Genomic DNA, 17,098 nt, shown 5'->3' with positions numbered 1-17,098 from the left:
GCGGGGCGGGCCCTGCTTCCCGCATTTGCTCTGCATCCATAGGGGAATCGGCCGGCCGCCGAGGCGATGCGTAGATGGATGCAGAGCAAGTGAGCCGAACTGGAGGTGTCGGAGTGCGGCGACGACAGATGATGTTCGCGCTTCCCGCGCTGCTTCTTGCCGCTTGTGGTGGACCGGACCACGTTGCCGCGCCGGCACCCGCCTACAACGACACCGACGTGATGTTCCTGCAGATGCTGCTCGCCCACCACGAACCGGCGGCGAAGCTGCTGGCCCTGGGGGAGAAGCAGGGGACCCGACCGGAGGTACGGGCGGTCGCCGGCGAGCTCGCGGCCGGCCAGGCGAGCGAGACCGACACGATCCGCGAGCGGCTCACGGCCTGGGGGCAACCGCTGGTCTCCACCGCCCACGCGGGCGCGCACGAGGAGCACGGCGGGCTGCCGCTGCTCGACGACGCCGAACTGCTGCGGCTGGCGGGCCTGTCGGGCGCCGAGTTCGACAGCACGTTCCTGACCATGCTGGTCGGCCATCAGCACGGCGCGGTGGAGCTGGCCCGGATGGAGACCGCGGGCGGCCTGGACCCGGACACCAAGGAGCTGGCCACGCGTACGGACGAGACCGTGCGCGCCCAGATCCAGAAGCTCCTGCGGATGATCGCCTAGAACACCACGCGCGCGGCTTCGAGGGGGCTGTCCTTCGGCAGGTCGACGCCGTCGCGGCCGGAGAGGTGCAGCATCATCGCCATCGTGTCGGCGGTGACCGACTCGACCGGTGGGCCGTCGCCGAGCTCCCAGAGGCCGCCGGCCGGTCCGGTCAGCTCCAGCCGCAGGGGCGGGCGTTGCCAGGCCCGGTCGAGGTCGCGGACCACCTGGCCGACGATCTCGTAGTCGTGGTCGTCCACGTCGAACACGCGTCCGGTCGCGCGGGCCAGCTCGAGTCGGTGCATCCAGGTGTCCCGCGGCAGGATCACGTCGACCAGGTAGCCGAGGTTGGCCTCGACCATCGTCGGTCCGTCGGGGAAGAACCGGTCCGTCGAGATCCGGCGGAACAGGCCGGGCATCAGCCGGGCCCGGCGGATCGCCACCGGGCCGAGGCGGGCCAGCCGGTCGAAGAGGGCGCGTGGGGACAGCTTGCCCAGGTCGTCGAGCTGCACCTGGTTGTGGCCGTCGAGCGCGGTCCGGTCGGGGTAGCGCCGCTTCGCGACGCGCAGCCGGCGCAGCAGGACGGTCGGCTTGGCGATCTCCTCGTACTGGCCGCAGACGTGTGCCACGACGTCCTTGACCGTCCACTCGGAGCAGTCCGTGGCCCGCACCCAGTCGGTGTCGTCGAGGGAGGCCATCGCGGCGCCGAACGCCCGCAGCTCGGTCGCGGCGATGTCGGCCGCCTGGCGCCGCGTCAGCGCGTGGGGCCGGGTGTCGGTCACCATCGCGATCACCTCCTGCTTAGAACGCTAAGCCCGACACGCCGGGCGGACCGCCGCGATTCGGGCAAGTTCCGCGTTTGCCCACTTATGCGAAGTTTCTCTGCATATATTCGGCCCTGGGAGTGTTGTGAAGGGAGAAACCAATGGGGAAACTGCGCACGAGGGTGGGCTTGGGCGCGGCTGTGGTCGGAGTCGGGCTGGTGCTGGGTGCGCCGGCCTTCGCGGACGGCACTGGGTTCCAGATCACCAGTCCGCAGAGCGGCGCGACCATCTCGAACTCGCCGACCGTCAAGGGCCTGGGCCGGCCGGGTGCCCGGGTCGCGGTCGAGGCGATCAGTCAGGGCAACAACGGCAACCACCACTGGAACGGCCGCCCGGGGGACAACGGTCCCGGCAACGGCCCGGCCAACAACGGCCCGGCCAACAACGGTCCGGGCAACGGGCCCGCCAACAACGGCCCGGGCAACGGTCCGAGCAACGGGCCCGGCAACGGACCCGCCAACAACGGCAACTGGAACAACAAGCAGCCGGAGAGCGACGCCAGCCCGGCCGGCCGCTGCACCACGACCGTGGCCCAGAACGGCTGGTGGTCGTGCCAGATCTCGCCGGCCCTGCGGCCCGGCCGCTACAAGATCGTCGCGGAGCAGAGCATGCCCGGCGCCGGCAACGACGTGGCGTCGGTCGACAACCTGACCGTGCCCGGCGGCCAGCTGCCGGTCACCCCGGGTCCCGACCCGGTCCCGGTCGTCGCGGGCGGCCTGGTGCTGCTCGCCGGGGGCGCCGTGGTGGTCGCGGCCACCCGTGTCCGTCGCCGCGGCAAGCACGCGGCCTGACCCAGCGTCAGCCGAGGTGGAGTCGCCCCGACGGGCGGCTCCACCGCCGGCATTGTCGGCGCCTCGGTGGGGTAGGAACGAGATCGTGACCGACCGGCATCAACGTCCGCCCGGACTCGACGACGACACCGTGGCCGCCCTCGGCAAGCTCAGCGAGGCGCTGGAGACGGTCGAGCGGGTCCGCGGCCATCTCTACTCCCTGCACCAGCTCACCGGCCACGCCGACCTGATGCTCGACGAGGCCGTCGACCTGCTGCGCAAGGCGGGCCACGACGCGCTCGCCGACGCCGTCCGCGACGAGCTGATCGGGCGCAACGTCATCGAGGGCCGGTGGACCTACCAGATCGTCGAGGACTACGACGAGGGCTACTACGCGACGTTCCGCGACCTCGAGGCCCGGGCCCGCGACCAGCTGGCGGACGGGCGGAAGCACATCTTCGAGGCGGAGATGAAGGAGCGCCGGCGCACCAAGGGCCGCCGCGGCCACGAGGCCGGGCCGGGCTAGGTCGTGTTTCGTAGGGCGTCGATGCTGCGGCGTGTCGGTGATCGATAACTGAAGAGGTCTCCGGTAGTTGGTTCAGCGACCAAGCTAGAACTTCACACCGGAGACCTCGTGCCGAGCGTAGCGGCAGTGAGGCGACATGACCTGACCGACGTGCAGTGGGCGGTGCTCGAACCGCCGTTGCCGGCGGGAACCGGTCGTGATCAGCCCCGCAAATGGACCATGAGGATGATCATCGACGGGATCCGGTGGCGGGTCCGGACCGGCTCGCCGTGGCGAGACGTTCCGGCGGTGTATCCGCCGTGGCAGACGCTGTATCGATGGTTCCGCCGTTGGCAGCGCGACGGGGTCTGGGCGCAGATTCTGGCGGTGTTGCAGGCCCGGGCGGACGCGGCCGGGTTGATCGGCTGGACGGTGAGCGTGGACTCCACCATCAGCCGCGCCCATCAGCACGCCGCGGGCGCCCGCCGCGACGGTGACGGGCAGAAGGAGCCGCCCGGCGGAACGCAGAGCGAGCCGGCAGATCACGCGCTCGGCCGGTCCCGGGGCGGCTGGACCACCAAGACCCATCTGGCCTGCGAGCAGGGCCGCAAACTAATGGCCGCGATAGTCACCGCCGGCCAACGCGGCGACAGCCCTCAGTTCATCCCCGTGCTGGCCAAAGTGCGTGTCACGCGCGCCGATGGCGGCCGGCCCCGGACCCGCCCGGACACCGTCCTGGCAGACAAGGCGTACACCTCCGCAGCCAACCGCGCCCACCTGCGCCGCCGCGGCATCCGAGCCTGCATCCCGAGCAAGACCGACCAAGACGAACACCGTAAGGCCAAGGGCTCCAAGGGCGGCCGTCCGCCCGCCTTCGACCCCAACCTCTACCGGGCGCGTCACGCCGTCGAGTGCGGCATCAACCAGCTCAAACACCACCGCGCCATGGCCACCAGGTACGACAAACTCGCCGTGCGCTACGAAGCCACCCTGACCATCGCGGCCATCAACCAATGGCTCCGAGCCCTACGAAACACGGCCTAGTAGCCGCTGCCGCTCAGCACCTGGGCCGGGCGCAGGATCGAGTCGAGCCAGCCGAAGGCGCGCGCGTGGAAGAGCGTACGAGCGCCCGCCTCGCAGTGGTCGCCCGCGCCCTCCGCCACCGTGAAGGTGATCAGCTCCTTGCGACCGGTCAGCGCGTCGTAGAGCTCCGGGGCCTGGGCGCCCAGCGGGTCGGACTCGGCGTGGCAGACCAGCGTCGGGCAGGTGATCCGCCCGGCCCGGCCCTTGAGCGTGTAGTCGCGCAGCATGTCGAGGTAGGTCACCGAGTCGGCCGCGCCGTGCACGAGCTGGCCGCGGCGCAGCGACCAGCCCGCCGTCGGCCGCCGCTCCATCCCGCGCAGCACCCGGCGGAGCATCGCCGCCGACGACGAGCGTCCCTCGGCGAACCCGCGCGCGACCGGAGCCGGCATCCGCTGCAGCACGGCGTCGAACAGGTCGTACTGGCCCCCGTCGGCGATGCACGCCGCCAGCCGGTGCTCGCCGCTGGCCGCCCGCGGCGCGAGATAGCCACCGAGACTCAGGCCCACCAGGGCGATCCGGTTGGGGTCGACCCCCGTCTGCTGCAGCACGAAGTCGACCACCGGGGTGATCACGTTCTCGTAGTCCGGCCGCATGACCATGCCGCGCTGCAGCAGCGCCGCGCCCTGCCCGGGCCCGTCGAAGGTCAGCACGTCGTAGCCGCGGGCCAGCGCGGCCGCCCCGTTGAAGAAGTAGTTCTCCTCGGCCGTGCCGTCGTAGCCGCCGAGCGCGATCAGCATCGGCCGGTCGCCCGCCGGGCCCTCGCTCCGGAACAGGTAACCGGGCAAAGTGGTGTCGCCGCACGGGATCTCCACCTGCCGCGGCGGCGAGGGCATCAGCTGGGCGCCGCGCCGGAAGGCATCGGTCTGCCGCAGGTTGGCCTCGACGGCCCGCCGGTCGAGCGGGGCCCCGAGCAGCATCGTCCCGGCGTTGCGGAAGTAGTTCGACGCCCGCCAGTAGGCCAGCCGCGCGCTCTCCACGTGCCCGGCGGTCTCCTCCGCCTCGGCCAGCGCCTGCACGCGGTTGGCGGTCAGCGTCCACTCGCCGTACCAACTGGAGAGGTCGGTGCCCTGGACCCGGGCCAGCGTGGCCAGACATTCACCGATGTCGGCACCGCCGTAGGGGGCGTGCCCCATGGTTCGCAGCGTGTGCGCGCCGAACAGCTCGTCCTTGGCGCCGATTCTGGTCATCGGAACCTCCACCTGGGGCTGGCCTCTGGCTCTGGCCAGCGTCGCACGCCCCGGACTGGCAGTCTGGTGAAAGCCGAAAGCAGGGGAGAAACGGATCATGACGAGCCGGGGGTACGAGGATTCGGCGCTGCCGCCGATCGTCCGCGAGCTGGTCGTGCCGGTCGGGCCGACGGAGGCGTTCGACCTGTTCACGGCCAAGATCGGCGACTGGTGGCCGCCCGCGTTCACGGCGAGCGGCGACGCGCTGGCCGCCGTGGTGCTCGAGTCCCGGGTCGGCGGTCGGATCTACGAGCGGGCGCGGGACGGCGCCGAGCACGGCTGGGGCGAGGTCGGCATCTGGGAGCTGTCGGCCCGGGTGGCGCTGAGCTGGACGCACGGACTGCGTACCCCGGGCGCGACCCTGGTCGACGTGAGCTTCACCCCGGACGGCTCGGCCACCGACGTGCGCCTCGAACACAGCGGCTGGCACGCGGACCAGACCGCCGACCACGCCCGCTTCGCCGCCGACGGCGGCTGGACAGCCGTCCTCGAGTCCTACCGGTCCCGCGCGTCCTAGACGCGGCGGGCGACGGTGACGGCGGCCGCGCCGAAGAGCGTCGAGAGGGTGAGGGTGCCGGCGAAGGACCACCAGGCGCCGACGCCGGCCAGTGACTGGAAGAGCAGGCCCGTCAGCGCGAGCGCCAGGCTGGCGCCCACCACGTCGGCGATGCTCTTGGCGGCTGTGTTGAAACCCTGGGTGCCCGGCGCCGAGGCGGCCAGCACCAGGGTCGAGACGCGGGGATACATCAGGCCCATCCCGCCGCCGGCCAGCAGCCAGCCGGCGCCGACGAACACCCAGTGCGGCGTGATCAGGGCGGTGGCGAGCTCGGCGGCGGCGCCGGTGGCCAGGAGCAGGGCGCCGAGCCGGAGCACGCGCTGCGCGGGCCAACCGAGCCGGCCCTGCACGTGGGAGCCGGTCGCCCAGGCGATCGCGCCGACGGTCAGCGTGAAGCCGGACAGCCAGCTCGGCAACCCGTAGCGGTCGTGCAGCAGCAGCGGCAGATAGACCTCGGTGCTGAAGAAGGTGGCGCCGGCGGCGGCGCTGAGCAGCACCGCGCCGGGCAGACCGGGCCGGGCCCGCAGGGTGCCGGGCGGCAGCAGCGCGCGGACGGTGGCGACCACGACCGCGCCGGCGACCGCCAGCAACAGCCAGCCCCGGGCGTCCGGCAGCTCGCTCGACACGCCCGCGACCACGGCGGCGACGGCGACCACGGCCGCCGCGGCGATCCGCCGGCCGGCCCGGGGCGAGCCGTCGCCCGACGGCGCGACGGCGACCCGCAGCACGGGCAGGATCACCAGCGTCGCGACCGCGACCAGCACCAGCACGCCGAGGAACACCCAGTGCCAGCTCCACGCGTCGGCCACCAGACCGGCCACGAACGGGCCGACCATCGACGGCACCACCCAGGCCGCGGCGAACAGCCCGAAGATCCGCGGGTGCAGCGCGGCCGGGAAGAGCCCGGCGACGACCACGTACAGCGCGACCGTGATGCCGCCGGCGCCCAACCCCTGCAGCAACCGGCCCACCACGAAGACCGTCATGCTGGTGGCCGTGCCCGCCACGGCCAGGCCGAGCGCGAAGACGGCGATCGCCACCAGCAGCGCCCGGCGCGGCCCGCGGCGGTCGGCCCAGGCGCCGGCCGCGACGCTGCCGACCACGTTGGCCGCGGTGGTGGCCACGAACGCCAGCGCGTAGAGCGAGCGTCCGTCGAGGTCGTCCGTGATCGCCGGCATCACCGTGGTGACCGCCAACGCCTCGAACGCGGCCAGGAAGACCAGGCTGGTCGCGCCGGTCGTGGCCAGCGCGTGGCGGCGGTCGAAGAGGGTGGCGGAGGGCGCGGTGGCGGTGGCGGTCACCGCACGATGATCCGACTTGAAGCCCGCTTCAGGTCAACCGAGTTTCAGCGGCGTGTGCTCCGCGGGGACCACCTCGTCGGGCCGCACGGGACCGGGCGGGGTGCCGTCGCCGAACGGCCGGCCGCCCAGCTCCTCGCGGCCGTGCGGGGTCAGCCAGCCGGCGAGGTCGGGACCTGCCGGCACGATGCCGGTCGGGTTGATGTCGCGGTGCACCTCGTAGTAGTGGCGCTTGATGTGGTCGAAGTCGACGGTGTCGCCGAAGCCGGGAGTCGTGAACAGGTCCCGCGCGTACGCCCAGAGCACCGGCAGCTCGGTCAGCTTCTGCCGGTTGCACTTGAAGTGGCCGTGATAGACCGGGTCGAACCGGACCAGCGTGGTGAACAGCCGCACATCGGCCTCGGTGATCGTGTCGCCGACGAGATAGCGCTGGCCGGCCAGCCGCTCCGACAACCAGTCGAGCCGATCGAAGAGCCGGGTGTACGCCTTTTCGTACGCCTCCTGTGTCCCTGCGAAGCCGGCCCGGTAGACGCCGTTGTTGACGTCCTTGAAGACCACCTGGTTGACCGCGTCGATCTCCTCGCGCAGCGCCTCCGGGTAGAGCTCCGGTGCGCCGTCACGCTGGAACTCGCGCCACTCCAGCGACATGTCGATGGTGATCTGCGGATAGTCGTTGGTCACCACCTCGCCGGTGGTCACGTCGACGACGGCCGGCACGGTGATGCCGCGCTCGTACCCGGGGAAGCGCTTGAAGAACGCCTCCTGGAGGCGCTCGTAGCCGAGCACCGGGTCGCGGCCGCCCGGGGCCAGGTCGAACGTCCAGCTCCGCTTGTCGTGGGTCGGGCCGGCGATGGCCATCGAGATCGCGTCCTCCAGCCCGAGCAGGCGGCGGACGATCACCGCCCGGCTGGCCCAGGGGCAGGCCCGGCTGACCACGAGCCGGTAGCGGCCGGGCTCCACCGGGTAGCCGTCGCGCCCGTCGCGGGTGATCCGGGTGGCGATGTAGCGCTGGTCGCGGGTGAACTCACCGGAGGGGTTGACGTAGACGCCCTGCTCGGTCGCGGTTTCCGACATGCGTCCCATACTGCCTCGCCAACCGCCGGACCGCAGTGCCAGCCCCGCCCGTCCTCAGCCTTGTCGATGCTGCCGCATCGACAAGCCTTCCGGTCATCCAGATCTTCCTCTCGAGTGGCGGAGCGCGGTAGCTTGACCGAGCATCGATGCTGGTCGAGTTTCCCGTCCCGAACGCCAGGAGGCATCCATCCATGTGCGTCACCGGTAACGAAGCACACCAGAGCGTCCCGCCGTTGGCGGAGGAGCAGCTGCACACCCTGACCCGGCGCGGCGCGCTGCGGGCCGCGACCGTCGCCGCGGCGGCGGGGGCCGTCGGCGCCGTGGGCGGGCTGGCCGCCGGCGCCACCCCGGCCAGCGCGGGCGAGCGCGGCGGCAGCGGCCGCGGCCGGGTGCCCCGCGACCACATCAGCGTGCAGCTCTACACCCTGCGCGACCAGCTGGCCGCCGACCTGCCGGGCACGCTGCGGGCGCTGGCCGACATCGGCTACACCCGGGTCGAGCACGCCGGCTTCGTCGGCCGCACCGCCGCGCAGTTCAAGGCCGAACTCGACGCCGCCGGGCTGCGGGCGACCTCCGGTCACGTCGGCATCCCGCAGCCGTTCGACGCCGCGACGTGGCAGGCCGCGTTGGCCGACGCCAAGCTGTTGGGCCAGCGCTACATCGTCCACCCGTTCTTCGGCGTGGGCGCCAACGGCGTCATCCGCGACTCGGCGACCTACCGGGCGTTCGCCCGCGACCTCAACAAGGCCGGCGCGCTGGCCAGGCGTGCCGGGCTGCGCTTCGGCTACCACAACCACCACTTCGAGTTCTTCCGCCTCGACGGTGGCACCACCACCGGCTTCGACATCATCACCCAGGAGACCGACCCCGACCTGGTGCACCTCGAGGTCGACCTGTTCTGGGTCACCCGGGGCGCGCACGACCCGGTCGACGTCATCCACGAGAACCGCGGTCGGATCAAGCAGTTCCACGTCAAGGACATGAACGCCGACGGCTCGTTCGAGGACGCCGGTCAGGGCCTGATCGACTTCGCCCGGATCTTCCGGCACGGGCGCGAGGCGGGCATCGACGAGTTCATCATCGAGCGGGACGACGCGGGCACCGACCCGCGCCAGCCGGCCCAGGCGATCGACACGGCCCGGGTGGGCTACAACTACCTGGCCAACCTGCGCTTCTAGCTCTCGCCGGGTTCGGCCGCGGCTAGCCGACCGGCGTCGGCGTGCCGCGGCCGAACTCCTCGCGCAGCGCCTGCATCGCGTGCTGCACGACCGCGATCAGCGTCTCCTTGACGGCCGCCCGCCGGCGCGCGTCGGTCAGCACCAGCGGCACCCTGGGGGAGATGGCGAGCGCCTCGCGCACCTCGTCGACCTCGTAGACGGGCGCGCCGTCGAAACAGTTGAGCGCCACCATGTACGGCAGGTTCTGGTTCTCGAAATAGTCGAGGGGCGCGAACGCGTCGCTGATCCGCCGGGTGTCGACGAGCACCACCGCGCCGACCGCGCCGCGGATGATCTCGTCCCACATGAACCAGAACCGGGTCTGGCCGGGCGTGCCGAACAGATAGAGGATGAGGTCGTCGGCCATGGTGATCCGGCCGAAGTCCATCGCGACGGTCGTGGTCTCCTTGCCGGGCACCTTCGAGCGGTCGTCGATCCCCTCGCCGGCCTGGGTCAGCAGCGCCTCGGTGGTCAACGGGGTGATCTCGGAGACGGCGCCGACCATCGTGGTCTTGCCCACGCCGAAGCCCCCGGCGATCACGATCTTCGCCGAGATGATGCCCGGCCCGTGGCCGCGGTCAGAGCCTGCGTAGTCCACTTAGCACCCTCTCCAACACTTCCATCCGCTCCTCATACCGTTGCGCGGGTGCGGCGCTGTGCAGCGTCAGCAGGCCCTCGGCGACCATGTCGGCGACGATCACCCGGGCGACACCGAGCGGAAGCCGGGTGTACGCGGCGATCTCCGCCAGCGACTGGGGCGTCGACTGGCAGATCTGCGCGATGCGGTACTTGTCGTGCCCCGCGAACCGGGCCTCGACCACCGCCCGCTCGCTGGCCGAGAGCACCGCTTCCAGCGCGATGTGCCGGGACGGCTCGGTTCGGCCGCGGGTAACCGCGTACGGGCGCACCAGCGCGCCGCGGGGATCGCCGTGCGGCGGTTCCATGCGCGGTTACCTCCTCACTGCTGTGCGGGGGCGGCACTTCACTGTGCATGGCGCTAGGACCGGCGGCCGATCGCGGCTTCGCGGCGCTCCGGCGACAGGGCCTTGCCGACGCGCTCGACCAGCAGGGCCATCTCGTAGCCGACCTGGCCGACGTCGCTGTTGCGGGCGGCCAGCACGGCCATCGACGAACCGTCGCTGATGGACATCAGGAACAGGTATCCACTGTGCATCTCGATAACGGTTTGCAGCACGTTGCCGCCGTCGAACATCCGGGCGGCGCCGCTGGTCAGGCTCACCACGCCGGACGTGATCGCGGCGAGCTGGTCGGCCCGGTCGGCCGGCAGGTCCCGGGAGGAGGCGAGCAGGAGACCGTCGGCCGATACCGCGACCACGTGGGCGATGCCGGCCACGCTGTCGGCGAAGTTGCTCAGCAGCCAGGCCATGTCGCCCATGGTCGGTGCCCTGTTCATCGGTTCTCCTTGCTCGGTGGGGTGTTGTCGAGCTCGGCGCCGGCGACCCGGCCGCGTTGCACGCCGCGGTGGTAGGCGGAGAGCAGCCCGCGGACCTCTTCCGGCGCCCGTTTGACGCCCTGGCTCGGCCGGGTCTCCACGCCGCCGGGGACGAGCTGGGCCTGCGGCACCCGCTTCGGCAGGCCGGAGCGGGTGGTGCCGCCGGCCAAGGGGCTCGCGGCCTTGGTCGCCCGGTCCCAACCCTCATCGGCAGCGGTACGCCAGAGATCGTCGCCGCCCGCCGACCGGTCCCCGACGGGGGCGGTCCGCTGGGGCGGGACGGTGGGCGGAACGGGCGGCGGTACGGGTGGTGGCATGGGCGCCGGCGATGGTGCGGCGGCAGGAGCGAGCACCACCGGCTCGGCGCCCGGCAAGAGCGGCCCGCGACCCGGTGCGGCCATCGGCGGGACGGACCCGGCGCCCGGCGGAACCGGTGCGGCCATCGGCGGGACGGACCCGGCGCCCGGCGGAACCGGAGCGGCGGTCGGGCGTGGCGGGGGCAAGGCGTCGCCCGGGAGGTTGAGGATCTGGGTCGAGCTGTGGCCGTGGGACTGGAACCAGACGGCTTCCATCTCCCGGAAGATCGGCATTTCGGTGGTCGCCTCCCGGTTGGGCTCGGCGAGCAGGGCTGAGTCGCCACCCGCGACGGGTGGCCGTGGGAAACCACCGCCGGCCATCGGCGTCGCGGCGGGTGGCAGTGGGTCGGTGGCGAAGCCGGGGCGCTGCGGCAGGGGCACGTCCCACTGCGCCGGCGTGGGCGGCGGCTCCGCCAGGGTGGTGGCCGACGCGCGGTTGGCCCAGGCGCTGCCACCGGGCACATGGCCGTTGCTGGCGGCCGCGCCGCCGACCTCCGCCCCGGCCGGCACCCGCTTGCGGGGCAGCAGCGTCGGCGGCCGGCCCGCCTGCGGCAGCACCACGATCTCGGCGGGCAGCGTGACCAGCGCGACCGTGCCCTGGTCGAGGGTGCGGCGCAGTTCGACCAGGATGCGGTAGCGGGCCGCGAGCCGGGACACCACGGCCAGGCCCATCAACCGGAACGCGGAGACGTCGACCGGCGACGGCGACCGCAGGCGGTGGTTGAGCACCTCGAGCTGGTCGTCGTCGAGGCCGAGGCCGCGGTCCTCGACCTGCACGACGACGTAGTCCCGGATCCGCCGGGCGTCGGCCACCACCACCGTGTTGGGCGGCGAGAACCGGGTGGCGTTGTCGAGCAGCTCGGAGAGGATCCGCACGACGTCGTTGACGGCGTGCGCCGACACGGAGATGTCGGGGTCGACGGTGCCGAACTCGATCCGGTTGTAGAACTCCACTTCGGACTGTGCGGCGCGCAGCGCGTCGATCAGCAGCGCGTCCTCGCGGCGCGGCGGCGCGGTGTCGGCGCCGGCCAGCACGAGGAGATTCTCGTCGTTGCGGCGCATCCGGGTCGCCAGGTGGTCGAGGACGAACAGCTTGGCCAGCCGCTTCGGGTCCTCCTCGCCGCGCTCGATCGAGTCGAGCTCGCCGATGATCCGGTCGACCAGCGTCTGGCTGCGCCGGGCGAGCGTCAGGAACATCGCGGAGACGCTGGTGCGCAGCGCCGCCTGTTCGGCCGCGATCCGCACCGCCTCGCGGTGCACCACGTTGAAGGCGACGGCGACCTCGCCCACCTCGTCGCGGTTGGTCAGCTGGATCGGGTCGCGTACCTCGCTGACGATCTCCTCGACGCCCCCCTCGCCGACCTTCTCGAGCTCGCGCAGCCGGGCGACGCTCTCGGGCAGGCTGTGGTTGGCCACGGTCAGCGCGCCGTCGCGCAGGCGGAACAGCGAGCGGTTGAGCGACCGGGCGATGACGATCGCCAGCAGCACCGCGATCAGCAGCACGGTGAGCACGAGCGTGCCCTCGACGGTGGCCTGCCGCACGGCGGCGGAGCGGGCGTCGTCGGCCTGGCCGAGCAGGTCGCGTTCGAGGTTGGTCTCGGCGTAGCGCATCAGGTCGGTGACCGCGCCGATCGCGGGGCTGCCGACCGCGGCCGGGAACGGCGCCGGCTCGCCGACCGAGCGGGTCAGCTGGGCGGAGACCTGGTCGGCCAGCAGGGACGCGTCGCCGGTCACGGTCCGGTCGACCGCCGCCCGCTGCGCGGCCGACGCCGAGCCGGCGAACGCGACGAACGCCTCCTGCTGGCTCGTCAGCGTCGCGACGAAGGCGGAGAACTGCTCCTCGCTCAGGCCGCCGGAGGTCAGCGCGACGAAGACGACCGCCTCCTCCTCGGCGGTGGCGACCTTGGCGCGGGCGAATGCGGCCATGGCCCGCAGGCTCTCCGCGAGGTCGCCCTCGCCGGACACCTGACCGAGCGCCTCGCCGTACGCCACGAGGTCGTTGAGGACCACCCCATAGCGCAGCACCGCCTCGGCGACCGACATCTGCCCGCGGGCCAGCGTCTCCTCGCGGATGCCGGCGAGCCCGGCCAGGTGGCCGTCGATCGCGGCGAGCCGGTCGCGGACCGTGTCCGGGAGGTCGGGCAGGTTGGCCCGGCGGGCGCGGTAGGTCACCACCAGCTCGTCCGTGCCGCGCACGCGCAGGTTGTAGGCGTCGGTCCTGGCCTCCGGCGTGGCCAGGAACGCGGCGGCGGCCATCCGCTCCTTGTGCAGGTTCTGCGTCAACGCCGATACGTCGATCGACAGCTCGCTGAGGGAGCGGATGAGCGTCGCGTCGGACGCCTGGCGGGACACGTCGACCAGCCGGACCGCGGCGAGCGCGACGACGGCGATCAGCGGCACCAGCAGCAGCAGGCCGAGCTTGGACCGGATGCGCGCGTCGGCGAGCCGCGGGAACCCGCGGCGCTCCAGCCCGGCGGCTGCCGGGCGGCGGTTGGACAGCGTCATCCGTCCGGTGCTCACGCCATCGCCTCCGTGGTGGGTTACGTGGCGGGTCCGCCACCGGTCGTCACGGCGCCCCCGCGGCTCACGCGGCACGGCGGCGATTTCATCAGAGTCTGACGATGTACGGAAGGGGGAGACGGGCAGTAAACGGTCGTCAAGTGCGGATCGGTCAGTCGGTGCCGCAACCTGGCCATTCGGACAACGCGCTGAGCTGCCGGGTCTCGATCTCCGTGTTCGCCCACGCACGCAAAGTAATGTCCACCAATCGGACTTGATTCCCATGATTCGAGACACTCAGATGCGTGGATTTCTCGCGCTTGACCGGAGTGAGCGAGCTTGGCAAGGTTTCTCAACGCTTGCCGGGCCGCACCCGGTCGTCGTCTCTCCACTGAGGAACTCCGGTCAGGAGGCATCCCGTGACGCTCGTCAATTCGATGGCCCGCGCGTTCGTGGCGACCGCGCTCGTGGTCACCGCCGCCGGCTGCGGTGGTGGCGACCCGGTCGCGGGCACCGTCCGCGGCCCGATCGTGGTGGCCGCCGACCTCGAGCTGTCGGGCGCCGACGCGGCCGAGGGCCGGGCCTTCCAGCGCGCGCTCGAGCTGCGGGTCGACCAGCTCAACGGGTCCGGCCTCACCGGCGGCCGGACGGTCCGGCTGGAGGTCAAGGACAACCGGTCCGATCCGGCGGAGAGCCAGCGGAACCTCGCCGACTTCAGCAGGAACCGGGCGGTCAGCGCGATCATCCTCGGCTCCTGCGACCTGTGCGCGGTCAACGCCGCGAAGACCCTCAACGACCAGGGCATCCCGGCGATCTCGCTGGCCGCCGCCGGCGCCGTGGCCAGCCCGGTCGCCGAGCGCCGCTTCCTGTTCAAGGTGGGTCCCAACGCCAACGACAACGCCGCCGCGCTCGCCGCCGAGCTGAGCCGCACGCCCGGGTTGCGCAAGCTCGGCCTGCTGCACACCCGCGACGGCTACGGTGCGGAGGGCGTCGAGGCGCTCGACCGGGAGCTGGGCAAGGTCGGCCTGAAACTGGCGGCCAAGACGGCCGTCAAGCCGACCGACGACGACCTCGACGAGCGCGTCGCCTCGCTCGCCGACAAGGCGCCCGACGGGATCCTCGTCTGGACGGGCGCCGAGCAGGCCGCCCAGGCCAGCGCCGCGCTGGCCGAGGACGACTACCGCGGCCGGCTCTACTTCGACGCCGGCGCGGCCGGCGACCTGTTCCTCGCCGGCGACGCCGGCAACACTCCCGACGGCACCACGATGGTGTTCACGCAGACCATGGTGATCGACGACGTGATCGCGACGACGCCCGCGAAGGCCGCCCGCAAGCAGTGGTTCCGCGACTACACGGCCCGGTTCGGCAGCTACCACGGCATCGCGTCGTTCGCGGCCGACGCGCTGCAGCTGGTGACCGACGCGGCCGTGCGGGTCGACGCCGACCCGGAGGCGCCGGACCGGGCCGCGATCCGGGACCAGATCGAGACGTCGCAAATGGACGGTCTCTCCGGCGCGATCCGGCTGACTCCCGACAACCACTCCGGCCTCATGCGCCAGTCGCTCACGATGCTGGTCGCCCGCGGCGGCCGCTGGCGCCTGGCCGGCTGACGGGCAGTCAGGCTGTGGTGCCGCGCACCCAGGGCAGCACCAGCCGCTCGACCGAGGCGAGCGCGTAGAACAGCACGATGCTCATCGCGGACAGCAGCACGACGCAGGCGAACGCCAGGGCGGTGTTGCCGCTGCCGCCGGACGAGGTGATCAGATAGCCCAGGCCGGCGTCGGACGCGAACAGCTCGCCGACGACCGCGCCGACCACCGCGAGCGGCAGCGCCACCTTGAGCCCGACGAAGATCTGGGGCAGCGCGGCCGGAAACCGGATCTTCGCGAACGTCTGCAGCCGCGACGCGTCCAGCGACCGGGTCAGCTCGACGAGCTCGGCCGGCGTGCTGCTCAGCCCGGCCGCCGTGGCCAGGGTGATGGGGAAGAAGCAGAACAGCACGGCCATCACGATCTTCGGCGCGCTGTCGAACCCGAACCAGACGATCAGCAGGGGGACGATCGCCACCTTGGGCGCCGCGTTGAGCGCGACCAGCATGGGATAGACGGCCCGCTCGACCGTGCGCGAGCCCGCGATCAGGGCGCCGATCAGCACCCCGGCGACCACCGAGATGCCGTACCCGGCCAAGGTTTCCCACAGCGTCACCCGAGCCTCGGCGAACAGGTCACCGGGCATGTCGGCGAACACCCGCAGCACCTCGGGCGGGGTCGGCACCAGGTAGGGCTCGATCTCGAACGCGACGACGGCCAACCACCAGAGCGCGACGGCGGCCACGGTGCCGGCCACCGGCAGGCCGATCGCGTAGACCCGGTGCATCGATCCTCCAGGCTGGGTCGGGGGGCGGCGTGGGCCACCGCCCCCGACGCGGGTCAGGCGGACGGCTTGGGAATCAGGTCGAACGAGATGACGTCCTCCGGCTTGAGGCCGTCCGGGATCGCGCCCGCGCCCTGCAGGATCGCGATGCTGCGGGCGGCCCGGGCCTGGTCGATCTGGCCGAGGCCGGCGCCGAGGTCGACGTACGGCCGCATCAGCGTCATCTCGGCCGACGCGACCGGTGGCGGCTGCGTCTTCTCGAACTTGGCGTAGATCTGGCCCGCTTCCTGCGGGTTGTTGATCGTGTCGGAGAGCCCCTTGAGCAGCGCCGTCATGAACCGCTTGACCTGGTCCGGCTTCTCCTGCGCCGTCTGCTTGGAAACGCCGATGGCGCCGCCGAACAGGTCGGTGATCACGTCGGTGTACGGCAGCACGACCGCCTTCCGGCCGCCGGCCGCCCGCTCGACGCCGGGCTTGCCGACGGGGAACTGGGTGATGACGTCGACCTTCTTGGACGCGAGGAGCTGCGGCTGCTGCTGCGGCGCGACGTTCTGGAACTTCACCTTGGCCGCGTCGATGCCGGCGAGTCGCGCGTAGGTCGGGAACAGCACCTGGTTGACCGAGCCCGGCTGGGCGCCGATCGTCTTGTTCTCCAGGTCGCGCGGCGTGCTGATGCCACTCTCCTCGAGCGCCATCAGCGCGGTCAGCGAGCGCTGCTGCACCGCGCCGACGATGGTGAAGTCCTTGATGCCACCTTGCCGGCCGTATTCGAGGAACGCGCCGGTGAGGTCGATCGACGCGTACTGGACGGTGCCGGAGCTCAGCGCCTTGAGGTTCGGGTTGGTGCCCAGGCCCGGCTTGACCTCGACCTCGAGGCCGGCCTCCCGGAAGTATCCCTTGTCGATGGCGGCGTACACATAGGACTCGCGGCCGAACAGGCCGAAGCCGCTCATGTAGGTGACCTTCTCCAGTGGACCGGAGGCGGCGTTCTGGGTGTTGCCGGCGGGCGCCTTGTCGTCGGAGCCGGAGCAGGCCGTCGTGGCCAGCAGCAGAGCTGCGGCGCCCACGGCGACTACTGCGCGGAGGGTTCTCATAACGCGGAGTCCCTTTCGTGGCATCGAGGTATTGACACTCATTGGGAGGGTGGGACGACGCACCACCCTAGGGGAAACCCGGCGATTGGCACAGCCCGCACACCTATCCGATCCGGGCAGGAAAGGGAT

Annotated in this window: 17 protein-coding genes; 7 read left to right on the top strand and 10 right to left on the bottom strand. The window is 72.1% G+C overall.

Going from position 1 to position 17,098, the window contains the following annotated elements:
- Positions 1 to 113 precede the first annotated feature (113 nt).
- Positions 114 to 662: a DUF305 domain-containing protein gene (locus O7635_RS01245; RefSeq protein ID WP_278078527.1), complete on the top strand. Its 549-nt coding sequence runs from the start codon at positions 114 to 116 to the stop codon at positions 660 to 662.
- On the opposite strand, the gene O7635_RS01240 is transcribed toward O7635_RS01245, so the two are convergent.
- Positions 659 to 1,426 (bottom strand): maleylpyruvate isomerase family mycothiol-dependent enzyme, encoded by a 768-nt coding sequence (locus O7635_RS01240; protein ID WP_278078526.1) that lies wholly within the window; start codon positions 1,424 to 1,426, stop codon positions 659 to 661. The two genes, O7635_RS01245 and O7635_RS01240, sit on opposite strands and share 4 nt — an antisense overlap.
- A gap of 140 nt (positions 1,427 to 1,566) precedes the next feature.
- Here O7635_RS01240 and O7635_RS01235 point away from each other — a divergent pair, with 140 nt between their 5' ends.
- The 3 genes from O7635_RS01235 (at position 1,567) to O7635_RS01225 (ending at position 3,784) form a co-directional block, all read left to right on the top strand.
- The gene (locus tag O7635_RS01235; protein ID WP_278078525.1) at positions 1,567 to 2,256 is read left to right on the top strand and encodes a hypothetical protein; all 690 of its coding nucleotides are present in this window, start codon (positions 1,567 to 1,569) and stop codon (positions 2,254 to 2,256) included.
- Positions 2,257 to 2,341: 85 nt separating this feature from the next.
- Complete coding sequence (locus tag O7635_RS01230; RefSeq protein WP_278078524.1) at positions 2,342 to 2,761, top strand: hypothetical protein; 420 nt, start codon at positions 2,342 to 2,344, stop codon at positions 2,759 to 2,761.
- Between the two features lie 126 nt (positions 2,762 to 2,887).
- Positions 2,888 to 3,784, top strand: coding sequence for an IS5 family transposase (locus O7635_RS01225; protein WP_278078523.1), 897 nt, complete (start codon positions 2,888 to 2,890; stop codon positions 3,782 to 3,784).
- Here the strand turns inward: O7635_RS01225 and O7635_RS01220 are convergent.
- Entirely contained in the window at positions 3,781 to 5,010 is a 1,230-nt protein-coding gene (locus O7635_RS01220) for an alpha/beta fold hydrolase (protein ID WP_278078522.1), read from the bottom strand. The genes O7635_RS01225 and O7635_RS01220 overlap by 4 nt on opposite strands.
- Positions 5,011 to 5,107: 97 nt before the next feature.
- On the opposite strand from O7635_RS01220, the gene O7635_RS01215 reads away from it, so the two are divergent.
- On the top strand, positions 5,108 to 5,566 hold the full coding sequence (locus O7635_RS01215) for an SRPBCC domain-containing protein (protein WP_278078521.1): 459 nt from the start codon (positions 5,108 to 5,110) through the stop codon (positions 5,564 to 5,566).
- Here O7635_RS01215 and O7635_RS01210 read toward each other — a convergent pair.
- Both O7635_RS01210 and O7635_RS01205 read right to left on the bottom strand, forming a co-directional pair.
- Complete coding sequence (locus tag O7635_RS01210) at positions 5,563 to 6,906, bottom strand: MFS transporter (RefSeq protein WP_278078520.1); 1,344 nt, start codon at positions 6,904 to 6,906, stop codon at positions 5,563 to 5,565. The genes O7635_RS01215 and O7635_RS01210 overlap by 4 nt on opposite strands.
- 33 nt (positions 6,907 to 6,939) lie before the next feature.
- Positions 6,940 to 7,977, bottom strand: coding sequence for a glutathione S-transferase C-terminal domain-containing protein (locus tag O7635_RS01205; protein ID WP_278078519.1), 1,038 nt, complete (start codon positions 7,975 to 7,977; stop codon positions 6,940 to 6,942).
- 233 nt (positions 7,978 to 8,210) lie between these two features.
- On the opposite strand from O7635_RS01205, the gene O7635_RS01200 reads away from it, so the two are divergent.
- On the top strand, positions 8,211 to 9,155 hold the full coding sequence (locus tag O7635_RS01200) for a sugar phosphate isomerase/epimerase (RefSeq protein ID WP_278078518.1): 945 nt from the start codon (positions 8,211 to 8,213) through the stop codon (positions 9,153 to 9,155).
- A gap of 22 nt (positions 9,156 to 9,177) precedes the next feature.
- On the opposite strand, the gene O7635_RS01195 is transcribed toward O7635_RS01200, so the two are convergent.
- Genes O7635_RS01195 through O7635_RS01180 form a run of 4 tightly spaced genes read right to left on the bottom strand, consistent with a single transcriptional unit; the run spans position 9,178 to position 13,523 of the window.
- A complete protein-coding gene (locus tag O7635_RS01195) occupies positions 9,178 to 9,792 on the bottom strand; it encodes an ATP/GTP-binding protein (RefSeq protein WP_278078517.1) in 615 nt (204 codons plus the stop codon).
- Positions 9,773 to 10,138: a DUF742 domain-containing protein gene (locus O7635_RS01190; protein WP_278078516.1), complete on the bottom strand. Its 366-nt coding sequence runs from the start codon at positions 10,136 to 10,138 to the stop codon at positions 9,773 to 9,775. Before O7635_RS01190 ends, O7635_RS01195 begins: the two co-directional genes overlap by 20 nt.
- 53 nt (positions 10,139 to 10,191) lie before the next feature.
- Positions 10,192 to 10,608: a roadblock/LC7 domain-containing protein gene (locus O7635_RS01185; protein ID WP_278078515.1), complete on the bottom strand. Its 417-nt coding sequence runs from the start codon at positions 10,606 to 10,608 to the stop codon at positions 10,192 to 10,194.
- On the bottom strand, positions 10,605 to 13,523 hold the full coding sequence (locus tag O7635_RS01180; RefSeq protein WP_278078514.1) for a nitrate- and nitrite sensing domain-containing protein: 2,919 nt from the start codon (positions 13,521 to 13,523) through the stop codon (positions 10,605 to 10,607). Before O7635_RS01180 ends, O7635_RS01185 begins: the two co-directional genes overlap by 4 nt.
- Positions 13,524 to 13,921: 398 nt before the next feature.
- On the opposite strand from O7635_RS01180, the gene O7635_RS01175 reads away from it, so the two are divergent.
- The gene (locus tag O7635_RS01175; RefSeq protein ID WP_278078513.1) at positions 13,922 to 15,112 is read left to right on the top strand and encodes an ABC transporter substrate-binding protein; all 1,191 of its coding nucleotides are present in this window, start codon (positions 13,922 to 13,924) and stop codon (positions 15,110 to 15,112) included.
- A gap of 7 nt (positions 15,113 to 15,119) precedes the next feature.
- Here the strand turns inward: O7635_RS01175 and O7635_RS01170 are convergent, their stop codons facing one another.
- Positions 15,120 to 15,878 carry an ABC transporter permease gene (locus tag O7635_RS01170; RefSeq protein ID WP_278078512.1) on the bottom strand — a complete coding sequence of 253 codons (759 nt, stop codon included), beginning with the start codon at positions 15,876 to 15,878 and terminating at the stop codon, positions 15,120 to 15,122.
- 53 nt (positions 15,879 to 15,931) lie between these two features.
- Positions 15,932 to 16,942 (bottom strand): ABC transporter substrate-binding protein, encoded by a 1,011-nt coding sequence (locus tag O7635_RS01165; RefSeq protein ID WP_278078511.1) that lies wholly within the window; start codon positions 16,940 to 16,942, stop codon positions 15,932 to 15,934.
- Positions 16,943 to 17,098: the final 156 nt, after the last annotated feature.

The organism is Asanoa sp. WMMD1127 (assembly GCF_029626225.1).
Classification (GTDB): domain Bacteria; phylum Actinomycetota; class Actinomycetes; order Mycobacteriales; family Micromonosporaceae; genus Asanoa.
The sequence above is the reverse complement of the archived record's forward strand: the minus strand, read 5'-3'. Positions and strand labels throughout refer to the sequence as shown.

Excerpts from the sequence above, each read along its gene's own strand:
- O7635_RS01240 (WP_278078526.1), bottom strand. The coding sequence starts at position 1,426 with ATGGTGACCGACACCCGGCCCCACGCGCTGACGCGGCGCCAGGCGGCC.
- O7635_RS01170 (WP_278078512.1), bottom strand. The coding sequence starts at position 15,878 with ATGCACCGGGTCTACGCGATCGGCCTGCCGGTGGCCGGCACCGTGGCC.
- O7635_RS01205 (WP_278078519.1), bottom strand. The coding sequence starts at position 7,977 with ATGTCGGAAACCGCGACCGAGCAGGGCGTCTACGTCAACCCCTCCGGT.
- O7635_RS01235 (WP_278078525.1), top strand. The coding sequence starts at position 1,567 with ATGGGGAAACTGCGCACGAGGGTGGGCTTGGGCGCGGCTGTGGTCGGA.
- O7635_RS01185 (WP_278078515.1), bottom strand. The coding sequence starts at position 10,608 with ATGAACAGGGCACCGACCATGGGCGACATGGCCTGGCTGCTGAGCAAC.
- O7635_RS01220 (WP_278078522.1), bottom strand. The coding sequence starts at position 5,010 with ATGACCAGAATCGGCGCCAAGGACGAGCTGTTCGGCGCGCACACGCTG.
- O7635_RS01190 (WP_278078516.1), bottom strand. The coding sequence starts at position 10,138 with ATGGAACCGCCGCACGGCGATCCCCGCGGCGCGCTGGTGCGCCCGTAC.
- O7635_RS01215 (WP_278078521.1), top strand. The coding sequence starts at position 5,108 with ATGACGAGCCGGGGGTACGAGGATTCGGCGCTGCCGCCGATCGTCCGC.